At 51.6% G+C, this 15,891-nt stretch carries 11 protein-coding genes and 2 pseudogenes; 11 read left to right on the top strand and 2 right to left on the bottom strand.

The genetic code is table 11. The features are described from left to right. Positions 1-565: 565 nt before the first annotated feature. Together I6E40_RS09255 and I6E40_RS09250 are read left to right on the top strand one after the other, a co-directional pair. Positions 566-1,648 carry an adenine-specific methyltransferase EcoRI family protein gene (locus tag I6E40_RS09255; protein WP_235386756.1) on the top strand — a complete coding sequence of 361 codons (1,083 nt, stop codon included), beginning with the start codon at positions 566-568 and terminating at the stop codon, positions 1,646-1,648. After that, a complete protein-coding gene (locus tag I6E40_RS09250) occupies positions 1,645-2,769 on the top strand; it encodes a DUF262 domain-containing protein (protein ID WP_235386755.1) in 1,125 nt (374 codons plus the stop codon). Before I6E40_RS09255 ends, I6E40_RS09250 begins: the two co-directional genes overlap by 4 nt. A 199-nt stretch (positions 2,770-2,968) precedes the next feature. On the opposite strand, the gene pheS is transcribed toward I6E40_RS09250, so the two are convergent. Continuing rightward, entirely contained in the window at positions 2,969-3,991 is a 1,023-nt protein-coding gene (gene pheS, locus I6E40_RS09245) for a phenylalanine--tRNA ligase subunit alpha (protein WP_235386758.1), read from the bottom strand. 178 nt (positions 3,992-4,169) lie between these two features. On the opposite strand from pheS, the gene I6E40_RS09240 reads away from it, so the two are divergent. The 9 genes and pseudogenes from I6E40_RS09240 to I6E40_RS09200 form a co-directional block, all read left to right on the top strand. Further along, positions 4,170-5,000: a DUF4348 domain-containing protein gene (locus I6E40_RS09240; protein ID WP_235386754.1), complete on the top strand. Its 831-nt coding sequence runs from the start codon at positions 4,170-4,172 to the stop codon at positions 4,998-5,000. Between the two features lie 103 nt (positions 5,001-5,103). Continuing rightward, a complete protein-coding gene (gene murB / locus I6E40_RS09235; protein ID WP_235386753.1) occupies positions 5,104-6,129 on the top strand; it encodes a UDP-N-acetylmuramate dehydrogenase in 1,026 nt (341 codons plus the stop codon). 41 nt (positions 6,130-6,170) lie between these two features. Next, complete coding sequence (locus I6E40_RS09230) at positions 6,171-6,938, top strand: MBL fold metallo-hydrolase (protein ID WP_235386757.1); 768 nt, start codon at positions 6,171-6,173, stop codon at positions 6,936-6,938. Positions 6,939-7,078: 140 nt separating this feature from the next. After that, a complete protein-coding gene (locus tag I6E40_RS09225) occupies positions 7,079-9,457 on the top strand; it encodes a transglycosylase domain-containing protein (protein WP_235386752.1) in 2,379 nt (792 codons plus the stop codon). A 120-nt stretch (positions 9,458-9,577) separates the two neighbouring features. Further along, positions 9,578-10,339, top strand: coding sequence for a 3-deoxy-manno-octulosonate cytidylyltransferase (gene kdsB, locus I6E40_RS09220; RefSeq protein ID WP_235386751.1), 762 nt, complete (start codon positions 9,578-9,580; stop codon positions 10,337-10,339). Positions 10,340-10,428: 89 nt separating this feature from the next. Next, on the top strand, positions 10,429-11,559 hold the full coding sequence (locus I6E40_RS09215; RefSeq protein ID WP_235386750.1) for a phosphatidylinositol-4-phosphate 5-kinase: 1,131 nt from the start codon (positions 10,429-10,431) through the stop codon (positions 11,557-11,559). Between the two features lie 78 nt (positions 11,560-11,637). Then, positions 11,638-13,746 carry an alpha amylase C-terminal domain-containing protein gene (locus tag I6E40_RS09210; protein WP_235386749.1) on the top strand — a complete coding sequence of 703 codons (2,109 nt, stop codon included), beginning with the start codon at positions 11,638-11,640 and terminating at the stop codon, positions 13,744-13,746. Between the two features lie 184 nt (positions 13,747-13,930). Continuing rightward, positions 13,931-14,146 (top strand): hypothetical protein, encoded by a 216-nt coding sequence (locus tag I6E40_RS09205; RefSeq protein ID WP_235386748.1) that lies wholly within the window; start codon positions 13,931-13,933, stop codon positions 14,144-14,146. A gap of 250 nt (positions 14,147-14,396) precedes the next feature. Continuing rightward, positions 14,397-14,657 (top strand): annotated as a pseudogene (locus I6E40_RS09200) (ATP-binding protein); the annotation flags it as partial. Here the strand turns inward: I6E40_RS09200 and I6E40_RS09195 are convergent. Further along, a pseudogene (locus I6E40_RS09195) lies at positions 14,601-15,792 on the bottom strand (IS1380 family transposase); the annotation flags it as partial. The pseudogenes I6E40_RS09200 and I6E40_RS09195 overlap by 57 nt on opposite strands. Positions 15,793-15,891 lie beyond the last annotated feature (99 nt).

Genomic DNA, 15,891 nt, shown 5'->3' with positions numbered 1-15,891 from the left:
CAAAATGTAGGGTTTGTGTATAGTTTGCAGAGTTTTTTTGTTTCCCCTTTTATTTACGTATAGTGCAGTGTCAAGGTGTGTCTACAAACAACGATGGCTGTCCGGTGGAAGTTTGGCTGAGAAAAACCATTCTGTTCCCACGTTCGTGGGGATTGATTGCAGCACGATGACGGTGCGTCAATTTCTTGTGAAGTTTCATTTTCCGCTCCATGTGTTTTGCGGTACGAAACGAAATGCCTACTTTCGCCGCTGAAAGTGTTCGCGCTTTCACGACATTTGAACATACATTTTTTGCATTCGCTATTATTTCGCGTTTAGCCAAGAGCCTCGGAAACTCTATTGGAATAAAAAGCACGAGAATAATATGTGAAGGGTTGCTCCGTATATGGTGCGCTCCACCCTCAATTAGCAATGCTCACGCTCAAGGCGTGGTGCATTCTTACGAGGGACCGGGGTTCCATTCCGAGGCCGCCCCGTGCTAAACGCGATAAGAAGAGCACCACGCTTCTTTTTTTGCGCGTTTGCGGACTGATAGCCGACATGCCTCACTCTATCAGTCTTTTTTATGGCAAACAAAAATCTTAACGCCGCTAAGGTGGCAAAGAAGGATGAGTTCTACACGCAGTTGGAGGACATCGAACGCGAGTTGCAACACTATTGGTCACACTTCCGCGGCAAAACCGTGCTTTGCAACTGCGACGACCCCTACGAAAGCAATTTTTTCAAATACTTCGCCTCGCGTTTCAATCAACTCGGACTGAAAAAATTGATTTGCACGTGCTACAACGGCTCGTCCATCCAAGGCAGCGAACTCGCGCTGTTCCCCGAGTGGAAGGAAGAGGAGGAAGAACCGAAACGCATTGCCCACAAACTGGTCATCACGGAGGTGAAGGACATGAATGGCGACGGCGCAGTGGATATGACCGACGTGGAAATCCTCATCAAAAACGACAAGAACGTGCTGACGCAGTTGCAAACGGGCGACTTTCGTTCGGAGGAGTGCATTGAACTGCTGCGCGAGGCGGACATTGTCGTGACCAACCCGCCTTTCTCTCTCTTTCGGGAATATGTGGCGCAGTTGATGGAATATGAAAAGAAGTTCTTGATTATCGGAAAGCAAATGGCCATTACGAATAAAGAATTCTTCCCTTTAATAAAATATAATAAGGTCTGGTTAGGATATGGGTTTAAAGGTGCAGTGGCACATTTTGTTTCTCCATACGAAGATACTGCTACGGCTGGTGACCATCGAAAAGGAATGATTCGTGTATCGGGTATAACATGGTTTACAAATCTAGAAATTAATAAAAGGCACGAGTCTTTGGATTTAGTTTGTCGATATTCTCCTGAAGAATATCCTCATTTTGAAAACTATGATGCAATTGAAGTTGGTAAGACTATTGATATACCATGTGACTACCCTGGCGTGATGGGAGTACCAATCACCTTTCTTGACAAATATAATCCCGAACAATTTGATATAATTTGGCAAGCATGTGGAAACACAAGAACGTCTGCTCCATCGGAAATTCTAAAAGAACTGAAATACATTGCACATAAAGAAGATCGAGGAGGTTGTGCAATTTTAAATGGGCAAAGATTATTTTCTCGAATCTTTATCCGCAACAAACATCCCCAACAACTATGATGACAATTAAGCAAATAGACGTCACGGTGCGCGAAATCGTGGACGGCTACGTGGACAACGAAGAACAGGGCGTGAGAGGCTACGGAGGCAGACTTGACATCCGTCCGCCCTATCAGCGCGAGTTCATCTACAACGACAAGGAACAGCAGGCGGTCATTCACACCGTCATGCACGGCTATCCGCTGAACGTGATGTACTGGGTGAAACGAAGCGAGGACGCAGAGTGCCCCTACGAGGTGATGGACGGACAGCAGCGCACGCTTTCGCTCTGCGAATACGTCGCCGGAAAGTTCAGCGTCAATTTCAAAAACTTCTTCAACCTCACCCCCGACGTGCAGCAGCAGATTTTGGACTATCGCCTCACGGTCTATGTCTGTGAAGGACCGGCTTCAGAAAAATTGGAGTGGTTCAAAACCATCAACATCGCGGGGAAGCCGCTCAACGACCAGGAAATCCACAACGCCATCTATGCCGGACCTTTCGTCAGCGATGCCAAACGTCACTTTTCCAAGAACAACTGCGGCGCCTACCGCCTCGGCAAAGACCTCGTCAACGGTACGCCCATCCGGCAGGACTTTTTGAAGAAGGCTCTCGAATGGGTCGCGCAACACGAGACGCGGCAGGGAAAACCGCAAACGCCCGTGGGATACATGGCGGCGCATCAGCACGACCCGAACGCAAACAACTTGTGGACGTATTTCCAAAGCGTCTTGAACTGGGCAATCACTAACTTCAACCCGCGAAAGTTCCGCACCATCATGAAAGGCTTAGACTGGGCGCGCCTCTACGACGAGTTCTCCTCTCAGACGCTCGACATTGCTGCGCTCGAAGAAGAAATCTCCCGACTGATGCGCGACAGTGAGGTGCAGAAGAAGGTGGGCATCATCCCCTACGTCCTTACCCGAGACGAGCATTTCCTTGACCTTCGCACCTTCCCCGACGACATCAAACTCGCCGTGTGGGAACGACAAAAACACGTTTGCCCGCTCTGTCAAAAAGAGTTTGATTTCACGCTCATGGAGGGCGACCACATCACGCCGTGGCGCGACGGCGGGCGTACCACAGAGGACAACTGCCAAATGCTCTGCCGAGAATGCAACAGACGAAAAGGTGCTAAGTAATCCTCAAATGAGGTGGGCGACGGCATGCTACTTACCACTTGCCGAACGGTAGGTGACGAATCGGCGGGAAGGAGTGATGATTCCCGAGAAAAAAGTGAAGAGTCGCCGTCTGCGTACGTCATTTTTTGACGAAAAAAGAAATCCCGACACAGTGGAAACTGCATCGGGATGTGTTTTAAGAGGCTTTGCTCGTATTTTTTCAAAATCCTTCGCCGACGAATTGGTCGAGGAAGCGCACGTCGTTTTCGGAGAAGAGTCGGAGGTCTTTCACGCGATATTTGAGGTTCGTGATTCGTTCCACGCCCATGCCGAAAGCGTAGCCTTTATATTCCTTGCTGTCAATGCCGTTGGCTTCAAGTACGGCGGGGTCCACCATGCCGCAACCAAGGATTTCCACCCAACCGGTCTGTTTGCAGAAGGCGCAACCCTTTCCGCCGCAGATGTGGCAGGAGATGTCCATTTCTGCACTGGGTTCGGTGAAGGGGAAGTAGGAGGGACGGAGACGGATTTGTGTGCCTTCGCCGAAGAGTTCGCGAGCGAAAGTGAGAAGTACCTGCTTGAGGTCAGCGAAACTCACGTGTTTGTCAATGTAGAGACCTTCCACCTGATGGAAGAAGCAGTGTGCACGAGCGGAAATGGCTTCGTTTCGATAGACGCGTCCCGGGCAAATCACTCGAATCGGGGGTTGTGTGGTCTCCATCACACGGCTTTGCACGGAACTGGTGTGTGTGCGGAGGACGATGTCCGGCTGGCGTGCGATGAAGAAGGTGTCCTGCATGTCGCGTGCGGGGTGGTCGGCGGGGAAGTTCATGGAAGAGAAGACGTGCCAGTCGTCTTCGATTTCCGGTCCGTCGGCAAGGACGAAGCCCAGTCGAGAGAATATCTCAATGATTTCGTTTCGCACGAGGGTGAGCGGGTGGCGTGAGCCGAGCGGAGTGGGGTAGGGAGTGCGTGTCAGGTCGAGCGCATCTTTCTTTCCGTCTTCAGCGGGCAGGTTTTTGCGCAGCGTGTCCAGTTGCGCCTGGATGGATTGTTTCAGTTGGTTGAGTTTCTGTCCGACTTCCCTTTTTGTTTCTTGCGGCAGTTCGCGGAACTCAGCCATGAGGTCGTTCATCACGCCCTTTCTTCCCAGATAGTGGATGCGAAGATCTTCCACCTCTTTGGCGGTGGTGGCGGTGAGAGCGGCTGTTTCTTCAAGAAGACTTTGAATTTTTTCTGTAATCACTTTGAGTATGTTTTTTCGTTTGTGTCGTGCACTTGTGGCGTGTCGCACAGACTTTCAGTTTTTCTTCAAGGCGCAAAGTTAGTGCAAATCACAGAAAGTTGGACGTATCGCACGGCGAATAATGAGTAATTTTACGTAACTTTGCCCTCCAAGAAGTACAAAATCGTTGATTTTGATGAAAAACTTTATTCTTTTTCTTGCTGTCTTGCTGACGATTCCGATGTCTTGCAAGCGCACCACGGATGAGCCGAAGAAAGAAACTGTCCGGCAGGACTCGGTGACTTCTGCCGACACTGTTGTCCCTGCGGACACCACTTCCGCTCTGCCTCCGAAAGTTGCCGACGAACTTTTTGACGACTTCATCTATTCTTTCATGAAGAGCAAGCGTTTCCAACTTTCCCGAATCTCTTTCCCGCTTCCTTTCCATTCTCACGAACAATCCCGTGTCCTCTCGGCTCGGGAGTGGAAGTTTGACCCGCTCTTCTCCAAACAGGAAACCTACACCGTCATCTATCATTCTGAAAAGGAGATGAAGGCTGAAAAGGACACTGGCGTCTCTGAAGCCACTTTTGAGTGGATTTATCTTTCGAAGAAAAAAACGAAACAATATTTCTTCCGGCGCATTCACGGCACTTGGATGCTGACCGGCATCCGGGAAGGTGACTTGCAAAATCACGAGGACAGAGACTTCTATGAGTTCTACAGGAAATTCTCCACAAGCACCGAATTCCAACTAAGCCACGTCAAAGACCCGTTCCGTTTCAAGACCTACGATGACAACTCCTTTAGCCAAATCGAAGGTGTGCTCGACCGACAGCAGTGGCAGGACTTCCGTCCCGACCTACCGAAACACACCATTACTAATATAGTATATGGCTCTACGTCCAAGGGGGTGTCTCACGGCAAGCGCATCTTCACTGTTTGCAGCGCATCCGGCGGAATGGGATGCATCCTCTCGTTTGCTCCGTACCGGAATTCGTGGATGCTTGAAGGTCTGGAAAACTGATGCCGACTTTTCAGAATAATTCTTCGGACAAGATTTTTTGATAGATGTTTCACGAATCACTCCTTCATATACTCCCCACACCCCAAAAAAAGAGTCGTAAGATATGAGTCACTCCCTCCTTCCTCACAACACCTTCGGCTTGGACGTCCGTTGCAAGTCGTTCGTTGAATATGCCGACACGGAGACACTGATCCGGCAAGTGCTCCCTCGTTTGTCCGCCACGCCGTGGTTGCACATCGGCAGCGGCAGTAATCTCCTTTTTCTTGGAGACTATGACGGCACCGTGCTTCACTCCGGCATTCGCGGCATTGAAATGCTGCGACGCGAGGGCGAAAACGTTTGGGTCAAAGCCGGCGCAGGGGTTGTTTGGGATGATTTCGTGGAATGGGCGGTGAACCACGCCTGCTTTGGCGCAGAAAACCTCTCTCTCATTCCCGGCGAAGTCGGAGCGAGTGCCGTGCAGAACATCGGCGCCTACGGCACAGAAGTGGCTGACCTCATCGAAGAAGTCGAGACGGTTGAAGTCGCCACGGGAACGGTGAAAGTCTTTTCCGCTGAAGATTGTGACTACAGTTACCGCCACAGCATCTTCAAACAACCCGAGAATCGCGGCAAGTTCATCGTCACCCATGTCACCTATCGTCTCTCCACCGTCTTTCGTCCCGATTTGAACTACAAAGCCACACGGCGCGCCGTCGAAGAGCGACTGCCGAAAGACCAGCCTCTCACCGCAGCCGACCTGCGGCGCATCATCATTGATGTTCGTCGCGAAAAACTCCCCGAGCCGGGCATCGTCGGCAGTGCCGGTTCCTTCTTCATGAATCCCGTGGTCAGCGAGGAAAAATATGCCGAAATCAAACAGTCTCATCCCGATGCTCCGGGCTATGCCGTCGAGAACGGCGTCAAGGTGCCGGCAGGATGGCTCATCGAAACCTGTGGCTGGAAGGGACGCACCGTCGGACACGCCGGAGTCTGGGAAAAACAAGCCCTCGTCCTCGTCAATCGCGGCGGAGCCACCGGCAAAGAAATTCAGCATCTCAGCCAACTCATTTGTGAAGACGTCAAGGCGCACTTTGGCATCGTCATCAAACCCGAGGTGAACTTTGTCGAAGGCGGAAAAATCATTTAGTCTTACATTCAATCAAATATAAAGTTAAAATGCAAAGCGGATTGAAAGTCACCATCTTGGGTTCCGGCACCAGCGTGGGCGTTCCGCAAGTTGGTTGTCCCTGTCCCGTCTGTCATTCCGATGACCCTCGCGACCGAAGACTGCGTGCCAGTGCTTTGTTGGAAACCGACGAGGGACGTCGTCTCTTGATTGACTGCGGTCCTGACTTTCGACAACAAATGTTGAGTGTGGACTTTTTGCCGCTTGACGGTGTCATTTTCACCCACGAGCACTATGACCACACCGGTGGCATCGACGACCTGCGCCCCTTCACCCGCACCGACGACGGCTTGCCCCTCTTTGCCGATGAGAAATGTGCAAAACACATTCGTGAGCGTCTGCCCTATCTCTTCCGGGAGCACCTCTATCCCGGCGTGCCCCGCATCCGCCTGGAAGTCGTGCAACCCGGCGTGCCTTTTGTGGTGGAGAACTATTGGGAAGTCATGCCCATCCCCGTCATGCACGGCAAACTCCCCATTCTCGGCTACCGTTTCGGTGACTTCGCCTACGTCACCGACATGACCGAGGTGCCCGAAGAGGGACTCCGCCTCCTGCAGGGCGTGCGTTTCATCGTGGTCAATGCTCTCCGCGAGAAGCCGCATCCAACCCACCAAAGTCTGTCACAGGCACTTGACTTCGTGAAGAAATTGGATGTTGAAAAAGCCTGGCTCACTCACTTCTCCCACGAAATCGGCTTCCACCGAGAAGTGCAGTCCAAACTGCCGGAAAACGTATATTTGACGTTTGACGGACTGAAATTCAGAATTTAATTGTAAGTTTGCTCCGAGAACGGGCTCTTTTCGCTCCGTTTCTCTTCATTTCTTTTCGCATTCTTTGCTTCAGCAGCGTGACATCTTTGCTTTCACGTCTGAGGGTTTAGTCCCTGTTGAAGAATAGTTTAGACCTTTTCATGAGAAAAAAGTTTTTCGTCATAACTTGGAGTGTTCTCCTCTCCCTTTTGTTGCTTGGTATCCTTGGAACGTTCTGCATCAACCGCGGTTGGATTGGCTATATGCCGCCGATTGCCGAACTCCAGAATCCCATCAGTCGCTATGCTTCCCAAATCATCAGCGCCGACGGACGCCTCATGGGCACCTGGTCACGCAACGAAAACCGCGTCTTTGTCGATTATGACAGCATTTCCCCTTATATCTTTGACGCACTCGTTGCCACGGAAGACGTTCGCTTCTATGAGCATTCCGGCATTGACGTGCGAGCCTTGGGACGCGCCATTGTCAAACGAGGAATTCTGGGACACAAAGAAGCCGGCGGCGGTAGCACCATCACACAGCAGTTGGCAAAGCAGCTCTACTCCGAAGGAGCTGAATCTACCATGCAACGCCTGTTACAAAAGCCCATCGAATGGGTCATTGCCGTCGAACTTGAAAAAAACTACACGAAAAACGAAATCCTCACTCTCTATCTGAACTACTTTGACTTCCTGCACAACGCTGTCGGCATCAAAACGGCAGCGAACGTCTATTTCAGCAAGTCACCCGCCAAACTGACCCTCGCAGAGTGTGCCACGCTGGTCGGAATGTGCAAGAATCCGTCCTACTATAATCCCATCCGTGAACCCGAGCGTTGCCGCGAACGACGCAACGTCGTGCTGGCACAAATGGTGAAAGCAGGCACACTCTCACAAGAAGACTATGAGACCATTGCCGCACAACCCCTCGAACTGCACTTTCACCGAATTGACCACAAAGAAGGGCAGGGGACTTATATGAGAGAATATCTGCGTCGCATCTTGATGGCGTCCAAACCCGACCCCAAAAACTATCATGAATGGCAGCGGCAACAATACTATGAAGACTCGCTGATGTGGGAAACCGACCCGCTCTACGGCTGGTGCAAGAAAAACCACAAGAAAGACGGCTCAGACTATGACATCTACACCGACGGTCTGAAGGTTTACACCACACTCGACTCCCGAATGCAGCGTTACGCTGAGGAGGCGGTGCTGCGACAGGTGGGACGCAATCTCCAACCGCTCTTTGAGGCTGAAAAACGAAGTAACCCCAACTTCCCCTATCACGTTTCCATTAAATCCGAAGTCGTCAAACGGCGTCTTGACAAAGCCATGCGGCAAAGCGACCGCTACAGACTCCTCAGTGCCGAAGGGGCTTCGGAAGAAGAAATCAAACGCAGTTTCAACACGCCGATCGACATGACGGTCTATTCGATTCACGGCAGCGTGGACACGGTCATGACTCCGCTTGATTCCATTCGCTACTACAAGAAATTCCTCCGCTCTTCCCTCGTCTCCATCGACCCTGCCACGGGACATGTCAAGGCGTATGTCGGCGGATTGAACTACACCTACTTCCAGTATGACATGGCAATGGTGGGACGACGTCAAATCGGTTCAACGATGAAACCTTTCGTCTATGCCATGGGACTCCAAGGCGGCATGACGCCCGAGACCACCATCCTCAACGTGCAGCGAAACTACGGCGGGTGGTGTCCCCGAAACGGAAGCCGGGCACGCTACGGCTCCATGGTGACGCTCAAGTGGGGACTGAGTCAGTCCAACAACTGGGTGACAGCGGGGCTGATGAGCGAGATTGACCCCACGGGACAGGGACTCGTTCGAGACCTCCACGCACTCGGCGTCGCAAACGACAACCTGCAACCTTCCATGCCCTTGTGTCTGGGAACGTGCGACATCACTGCCGGCGAACTTGCCTCCGCCTACACCGCCTTTGTGCAGAAAGGCATCCGTCGCGCTCCCATCCTCGTGACGAAAATTGAAGACAGCGAGGGAAACATTCTGGCGGAATTCGCCCCGAGAACAAATGAGGTCTATAGCGAGGAGACTGCCTACAACATGATTGACATGATGAAAGCGGTCATCGACCATGGCACCGGACGCCGTCTGCGCTATGCCTTCCAAATGAAAGGTCCCATTGCCGGCAAGACCGGTACGACCAACGACAACTCCGACGGCTGGTTCGTCGGGTGTGTTCCCAGGCTCGTCACCGTCGTGTGGGTCGGTGGAGAAGAAAGAGACATCCATTTCTCTTCCACAGCCTCCGGTCAAGGCTCTGCCACGGCACTTCCTGTCTGGGCACTCTACATGTTGAAGGTATATAAAGACAAGTCTTTGGGATATAATCCGGAAGAAGACTTTGAAAAACCGGAATCCATGAAACGAAGGTTTTTGAAGAGTGCAGAAGGAAAGGAGGGAGCAGAAGAGGGCTCGGAAGAAGAGAACAGCGACCTCATGAACGGACACTCCGGCGTCGAAGCCACCCGAAGCAGCAGCGGAGAATCCTATTTCGAGTGATTCCTTGCTTGCTTCAAACTTCAAGTCCCTTTCTTCAAACTTCAAGTCCCGGATTTGACATTGATAAGAACATTGTGTTTTGACCACTTGATAACTCAGAAAAAATAGCCTAATATAATTATGAAATACGTAGCCATCATCCCGGCGCGATATGCGTCCACTCGTTTTCCCGCCAAACCTTTGGCACTGCTAAATGGCAAGCCCATCATTCAGCGGGTTTATGAACGTGTTGCGGAACAACTTGAGGAAGTCTATGTCGCCACTGACGATGACCGCATTTTCAGTGCCGTTGAACAGTTCGGCGGAAAAGCCATCATGACCTCCACATCCCACCGAAGCGGTACGGACCGCTGTCGGGAAGCCTACGAACTCAGCGGCAGTCAGGCAGATGTCATCATCAACGTGCAAGGCGACGAACCTTTCATTCAGGCATCGCAACTCGAAGCCATCAGACGTCCTTTTGAAGAGGATGCTGCCACGGACATCGCCACGCTCGTCATGCCTTTCCCCGCCGACACTCCCTTTGAAACGCTCGCCAATCCGAACTCTCCCAAAGTGGTGGTCAGCCATAACCATCGCGCTCTCTACTTCTCCCGAAGCGTCATCCCTTACCTCCGAGGCATCGAACAGGAACAATGGGCGGCTAACCATGTCTTCTATAAGCACATCGGACTCTACGCCTACACAGCCGAGGCGCTGAAGCGCATCACGCAAATGCCCGTCAGCAGTTTGGAACAGGCAGAGTCACTCGAACAACTTCGTTGGTTGCAAGCCGGACTCGACATCCGCGTCGGCTACACCCACGCAGAAACCATCGGCATCGACACGCCGGAAGACCTCGCCAGAGCCGAAGAATGGCTGAAAAGCCACACCGACAAGTGATTCGTTTCACCTCCCAACTCCCTCCGTCTCACCTCCCAACTCCTTATTATATATAATATTTAAGCCAACGCCAACGCTATCTTTTTAGTATGAAACATCGTTCTTCTTTCCTCACATACATTCTTGCTCTCTTTCTGATTTCTTCCTCCGTGCCTGCCGTTCATGCACAGAAAATCATGGTCGGGTCTTGCACGCTCCGTGATGGTGCCGTCTATACCGGCGAACTGGTGGGCGGTAAACCCAACGGCAAAGGACGGGCGGTCTATTCCAACGGCGACACCTACGAAGGTGAGTTCGTCAAAGGACTCCGACACGGCGAAGGCACGTTCAACTATGCCGACGGTTCACGCTATGAAGGCAACTGGACAAAAAACGAACGTAACGGCAAGGGCACTTTCTATGCCGTGAACAACAATCGCTACGTCGGTTTGTGGTATCGCAACAAAAAAGAAGGTTCGGGCACGATGTACTACTACAACGGAGCGCGCTACGAAGGCAGTTGGAAGAACGACAAACGTAACGGAAAAGGTCTTTACACCTACGAGAACGGTGCTTTCTACAAAGGCGACTGGGTGGATGACAAAAAATCCGGCAAGGGAATCTTCGACTGGGGGGACGGTGAAAAATATGAGGGCTCCTGGGCGAACAATGAACGAAACGGTCGCGGCACTTATTTCTACGCCACCGGCGACTACTATGTCGGCGACTGGAAAAATGACATGCAGGATGGGCGTGGAATCTATAAGTTCAAAAACGGCGACGTCTATGAAGGACAATATCTCTTGGGAGAGCGCAGCGGAGAAGGAACCATGCGCTTTGCCTCCGGCGACACCTACACAGGCTCCTTCCTGCAAGGCGAACAAAGTGGAAAAGGCACCTTCATCTGGAAAGGCGTGGCAACCTATACGGGGGACTGGCAGCACAACATGATGCACGGTCACGGTGTCTATAAATGGAAAAACGGAGATGAATATAACGGCGGATGGAAAAACAACGCCATGGATGGCGAAGGCATCCTGCGCTATGCCAACGGAGGACGCTTCAAAGGCTCTTTCTCTGCCGGAAAACGAGACGGAAAGTCGATAGAAATCAAATCCGACGGGACACGAATCGATTGCACCTACAAACAGGGCGTGAAGCACGGACCGTTCGTGGAATATGACGCAAACGGAAACGTCACCAAAAAAGGAGAATACTCCAACGGACGCATCGTGAAATAAAACCGGGACAACGAAGAAACTCCGCCATAAATTCCGCCTGATTCTTTGAAAACCTTTAAACCTCTATAATCTTTTACCATGAAAAAGACCACAAGCACTACTTCCCGCAAAAGAGCCGTTGCTGAGCGCCAGCCCAAGCTGCGAATCCTGCGCGATGACTGCTGGCTGGAGCCTTTTGCCCCCGCCATTGAAGGACGGCACAACCACGCACAAGAAAAAATTGACCGACTGACCAAAGGAACGGGTAACCTCGTCGAATTCTCCGGCGGACACCTCTACTTCGGACTGCACCGCACCGCGCGTCAGTGGGTGCTCCGGGAATGGGCGCCGAATGCCACGGACATCTATCTCATCGGTGACTTCTCCAACTGGAAAGAAGAGGAAACCTATCGTTTCAAACGCATTCCCGGCACGGAGAACTGGGAATTGAAACTGCCCTCCAAAGCACTCCACCACCTTGACCTCTACAAACTCTCCATGCATTGGAAAGGCGGACAAGGAGAGCGCGTCCCTGCCTACGCTCGACGAGTCGTGCAGGACGAAAACACCAAAATCTTCTCCGCACAGGTCTGGGCACCGGAAGAACCCTACGAATGGAAATCCCGCAAAATCTTCAAACCCAAACGCGAACCGCTCTTGATTTATGAATGCCACATTGGCATGGCACAGGATGCGGAAAAAGTAGGCTCCTACGAAGAGTTCCGTCTCAACGTCCTGCCGCGCGTGATTGAAGACGGCTACAACTGCCTTCAAATCATGGCAATTGCGGAGCACCCTTACTATGGCAGTTTTGGCTATCACGTCAGTTCCTTCTTTGCTCCCTCCAGCCGCTTCGGCACACCCGATGAACTGAAGCACCTCATTGATGACGCTCACAATGCCGGACTGGCTGTCATCATGGACCTCGTGCACAGCCACGCCGTGAAGAACGAAGCCGAAGGACTCGGAAACTATGCCGGAGACCCGAACCAGTTCTTCTATCCCGGAGGACGCCGTGAGCACTCTGCCTGGGACAGCCTCTGCTTTGACTATGGAAAAGACTCCGTCGTTCACTTCCTCCTCTCCAACTGTCGCTACTGGCTTGAAGAGTTCCGTTTCGACGGTTTCCGCTTTGACGGGGTGACCTCCATGCTCTACTACAGCCACGGACTTGGCGAGGCTTTCACCTGCTACGGAGACTACTTCAACGGACATCAGGACGACAATGCGATTTGCTATCTCACGCTCGCCAACGAACTCATCCACCAGGTGAATCCTCGTGCCATCACGATTGCCGAGGAGGTCAGCGGCATGCCTGGATTGGCTGCACCGTTTGCCCATGGCGGCTACGGTTTTGACTATCGCATGGCGATGAACATACCTGACTATTGGATTAAGACCATCAAGGAACTCCGCGACGAGGATTGGAAACCTTCTTCCATCTTCTGGGAAATCACCAACCGTCGCCCCGACGAAAAGACCATTTCCTATTGCGAGAGTCACGACCAAGCCCTTGTGGGTGACAAAACCATCATCTTCCGTCTCATTGACGCCGACATGTATTGGCACTTCCGAAAGGGCGACGAGAACGGCACCGTGCATCGTGGCATCGCGCTTCACAAAATGATTCGCCTCGCCACGGCAGCAACCATCAATGGCGGCTATTTGAACTTTATGGGTAATGAGTTCGGTCATCCCGAGTGGATTGACTTCCCGCGTGAAGGAAACGGTTGGAGTTGCAAATATGCACGCCGTCAGTGGAATCTTGTCGATAATCCCGAACTCTGCTATCACTTCCTTGGAGACTTTGACAAAGAAATGACGAAACTCTTGACAGAGGGCAACGTGACCAAATATCCCGTGCAAGAGATTTGGCACAACGATGGTGATCAGGTGCTTGCTTGGTCCAGAGGTTCGCTTGTTTTCGTTTTCAACTTCTCTCCGACGCGCTCCTTCGAGGGCTACGGCTTCATGGTGCCCGAGGGTGTATATGACGTGGTGCTCAACACCGACGCCGTTCGTTTCGGTGGCAATGGTCTCGCCGATGACAGCGTGCGCCACTTCACCAACTTTGACCCGTTGCTCAAACGTGACGGCAAGGGTTGGCTTCAACTCTATATCCCTGCCCGCAGTGCCGTTGTGCTCCGTCGTGCAGAGGAAGAGAAAGGCGAAGAGAAAGTGAAGAAAGCCGGAAGAGCCAAGAAATGATGTGACTTCCCTTTCCGCATACTGACGCTTCCTCGTCAAAAACGGGATGCATTCAGATAAAACTCCCTATTTGCCTCCGCGGTCATTACCCGCGGAGGCTTTTTGGACTTCTCGTGCTGGCAGTACATGACCAAGCCCGAATCCGATAGCAACGAAGCAGATTGGCTATTCTGACACACCGCTTTTGGGGACTTCTCGTGCCGGGATTTCACTCGGCAAAAACGACAGGGAATTTCCAACCTACAAAGAGCACAGTTGGAGTGGTGACCGGAAAACTCTCACCATTGTTTTCGTCACGCAGCCTTCCACGACCTACGGTGTGCAAGTGCTCGGCGAGAACTTCGTCAGCGAGGACGGACGACAAGCCGTCACCCGCGATTTTGTTTTCAGCACGAAATAGGAGAGGTGAGAGCAAAAAAATAATCTGTTTTAATATAAGTTAAGTGTAAAGCACAATATAATCAAGTTTTTCACGTTTTATATAGTGAAATTATGTACTCTATAAAATTGGAATTTTGAAAATGCGAAGATTATATATAATACTTGCTTGCCTGATATTCTGCATTACAACCTATGAAGATGTCTCTGCAAGTTGCCAAAAGAGGGCAATTTCGGATATAAAAGATGGCGAACTATGGCACAAGTCGTTTTTCTCTGTTGAACTGCCCGAGTTCCTGCGCCAGGCACTGGAAGTATTGCGCCAACCGTTGGAAGACAGACATATCACCGTAAGTCGTATATCGGGCACGGTGGACGATCCTTGTAATTTCATGTTTGTGGCTTCCATGAACCCCTGTCCTTGTGGTTATTATAACCATCCCACAAAGGCATGTGTATGTACTCCAGGACAGATATCACGCTACCTTAACAAGATTAGCGGTCCATTGCTTGACCGCATAGATGTTCAGTTGATAGAGCCTTGCCGTCCTTATCCACTTTGCGGGCACGCTGATGAACTTGAAGACGAAGGCTTTGATGCGGCTGGTTTTCTTCAGTCCGAAGGCTTTCGTGTCCAGCCTGCCCATGAGGAACTTGTAGAAGTTTCGTATGAGTGCCGTCAGCAGCAGGAACACTGTGTACTCGGCCATGAACGACTTCGGCAGCCTTGCCCACCCGAATCCGTTGTTCATCTCGTCGAAGATGCGTTCCTTGCCACCTCTGAGGTTGTAGAACTCCATAATCTCTCGGTTTGTTGAGGTGTAATCGTTGGTCAGGATGCAGCGGTAAGTGTACTCGCCTTCCCACAGGTCCAGGTCGCCGTTCATCCGGCGCTCCAGTTGTATGACGAGGCGGTAGGTCTTGCCCTCCCACTTCTCCGTGAGGATGGAGTTCACCTCATACTCGATGCCGTTGACCTCTTCTCGCTTCCATCCACGCAGTGCCAACAGGCTGTCATAGAGTGAGCCGCAGCGGTTGGCACGGATGTAGAAATGCTCCGAGTGTTTCTCAACGGTTTCCACAATCTCGCGTGAGCAGGAGCCGCAGTCCATCCTGACACGCTTGATATGTATATCGTTCAAGGTTTGAGAAGATACGCTCCAGCGTGTCCTGCTGGTGGAAACGTACGTTGGCATTGCCGTCGCGGTTTTCTACACCCACGATGAAGTCGCCAATGACAGCCACGCCGGGACTGTAGCCGGTAAACTTCTTGTAGGTCATCTTCGCATCGTACTTCTCCGTCTCTATGAACTGATGGTCGAAATCAAGGTCGTACGACGCTCCTGCCACAGGCTGACCTGTGCTCAGAAGCGCCTTTACTGGCAGGCTGTTCAGCTTCGTGGCCGTATTGAATTCATAGCTCTTGCCTGTGTCGGATGTATAGGTCGTATTACCCGTGGCCAGTTCTGAAATCGCTCTCAGAATAGTGTCAGAGCTGCAGGTACGCAGAGTGGGGTGTAGCGAGAGATGGGGCATCAGGTGGCTCGTTACGTCCTCCACGCAGTTGCCTCCGCAGAAATAGACACTTGCCAGCGAACCAGCAATCTCGCTGTACTGATAGCCGTATGACGTACACCTCAGACCCAGCACTTTGTCGATAACTGAACCCACAAAACGGGAAAATTTCTCTCACACACGGCTCTTTCATTTAAGAATAAAATAGCGACAAAAGCTCCCTTACCCGATTCAGTTTGAATTGGGTAAGTA

This window comes from Prevotellamassilia timonensis, assembly GCF_021531665.1.
GTDB lineage: Bacteria > Bacteroidota > Bacteroidia > Bacteroidales > Bacteroidaceae > Alloprevotella.
This window is presented reverse-complemented; position numbering and strand designations above follow the sequence as displayed.

Coding starts and splice junctions, on each gene's coding strand:
- I6E40_RS09255 (WP_235386756.1), top strand. CDS start 566: ATGGCAAACAAAAATCTTAACGCCGCTAAGGTGGCAAAGAAGGATGAG.
- I6E40_RS09250 (WP_235386755.1), top strand. CDS start 1,645: ATGATGACAATTAAGCAAATAGACGTCACGGTGCGCGAAATCGTGGAC.
- I6E40_RS09240 (WP_235386754.1), top strand. CDS start 4,170: ATGAAAAACTTTATTCTTTTTCTTGCTGTCTTGCTGACGATTCCGATG.
- murB (WP_235386753.1), top strand. CDS start 5,104: ATGAGTCACTCCCTCCTTCCTCACAACACCTTCGGCTTGGACGTCCGT.
- I6E40_RS09225 (WP_235386752.1), top strand. CDS start 7,079: ATGAGAAAAAAGTTTTTCGTCATAACTTGGAGTGTTCTCCTCTCCCTT.
- kdsB (WP_235386751.1), top strand. CDS start 9,578: ATGAAATACGTAGCCATCATCCCGGCGCGATATGCGTCCACTCGTTTT.
- I6E40_RS09215 (WP_235386750.1), top strand. CDS start 10,429: ATGAAACATCGTTCTTCTTTCCTCACATACATTCTTGCTCTCTTTCTG.
- I6E40_RS09210 (WP_235386749.1), top strand. CDS start 11,638: ATGAAAAAGACCACAAGCACTACTTCCCGCAAAAGAGCCGTTGCTGAG.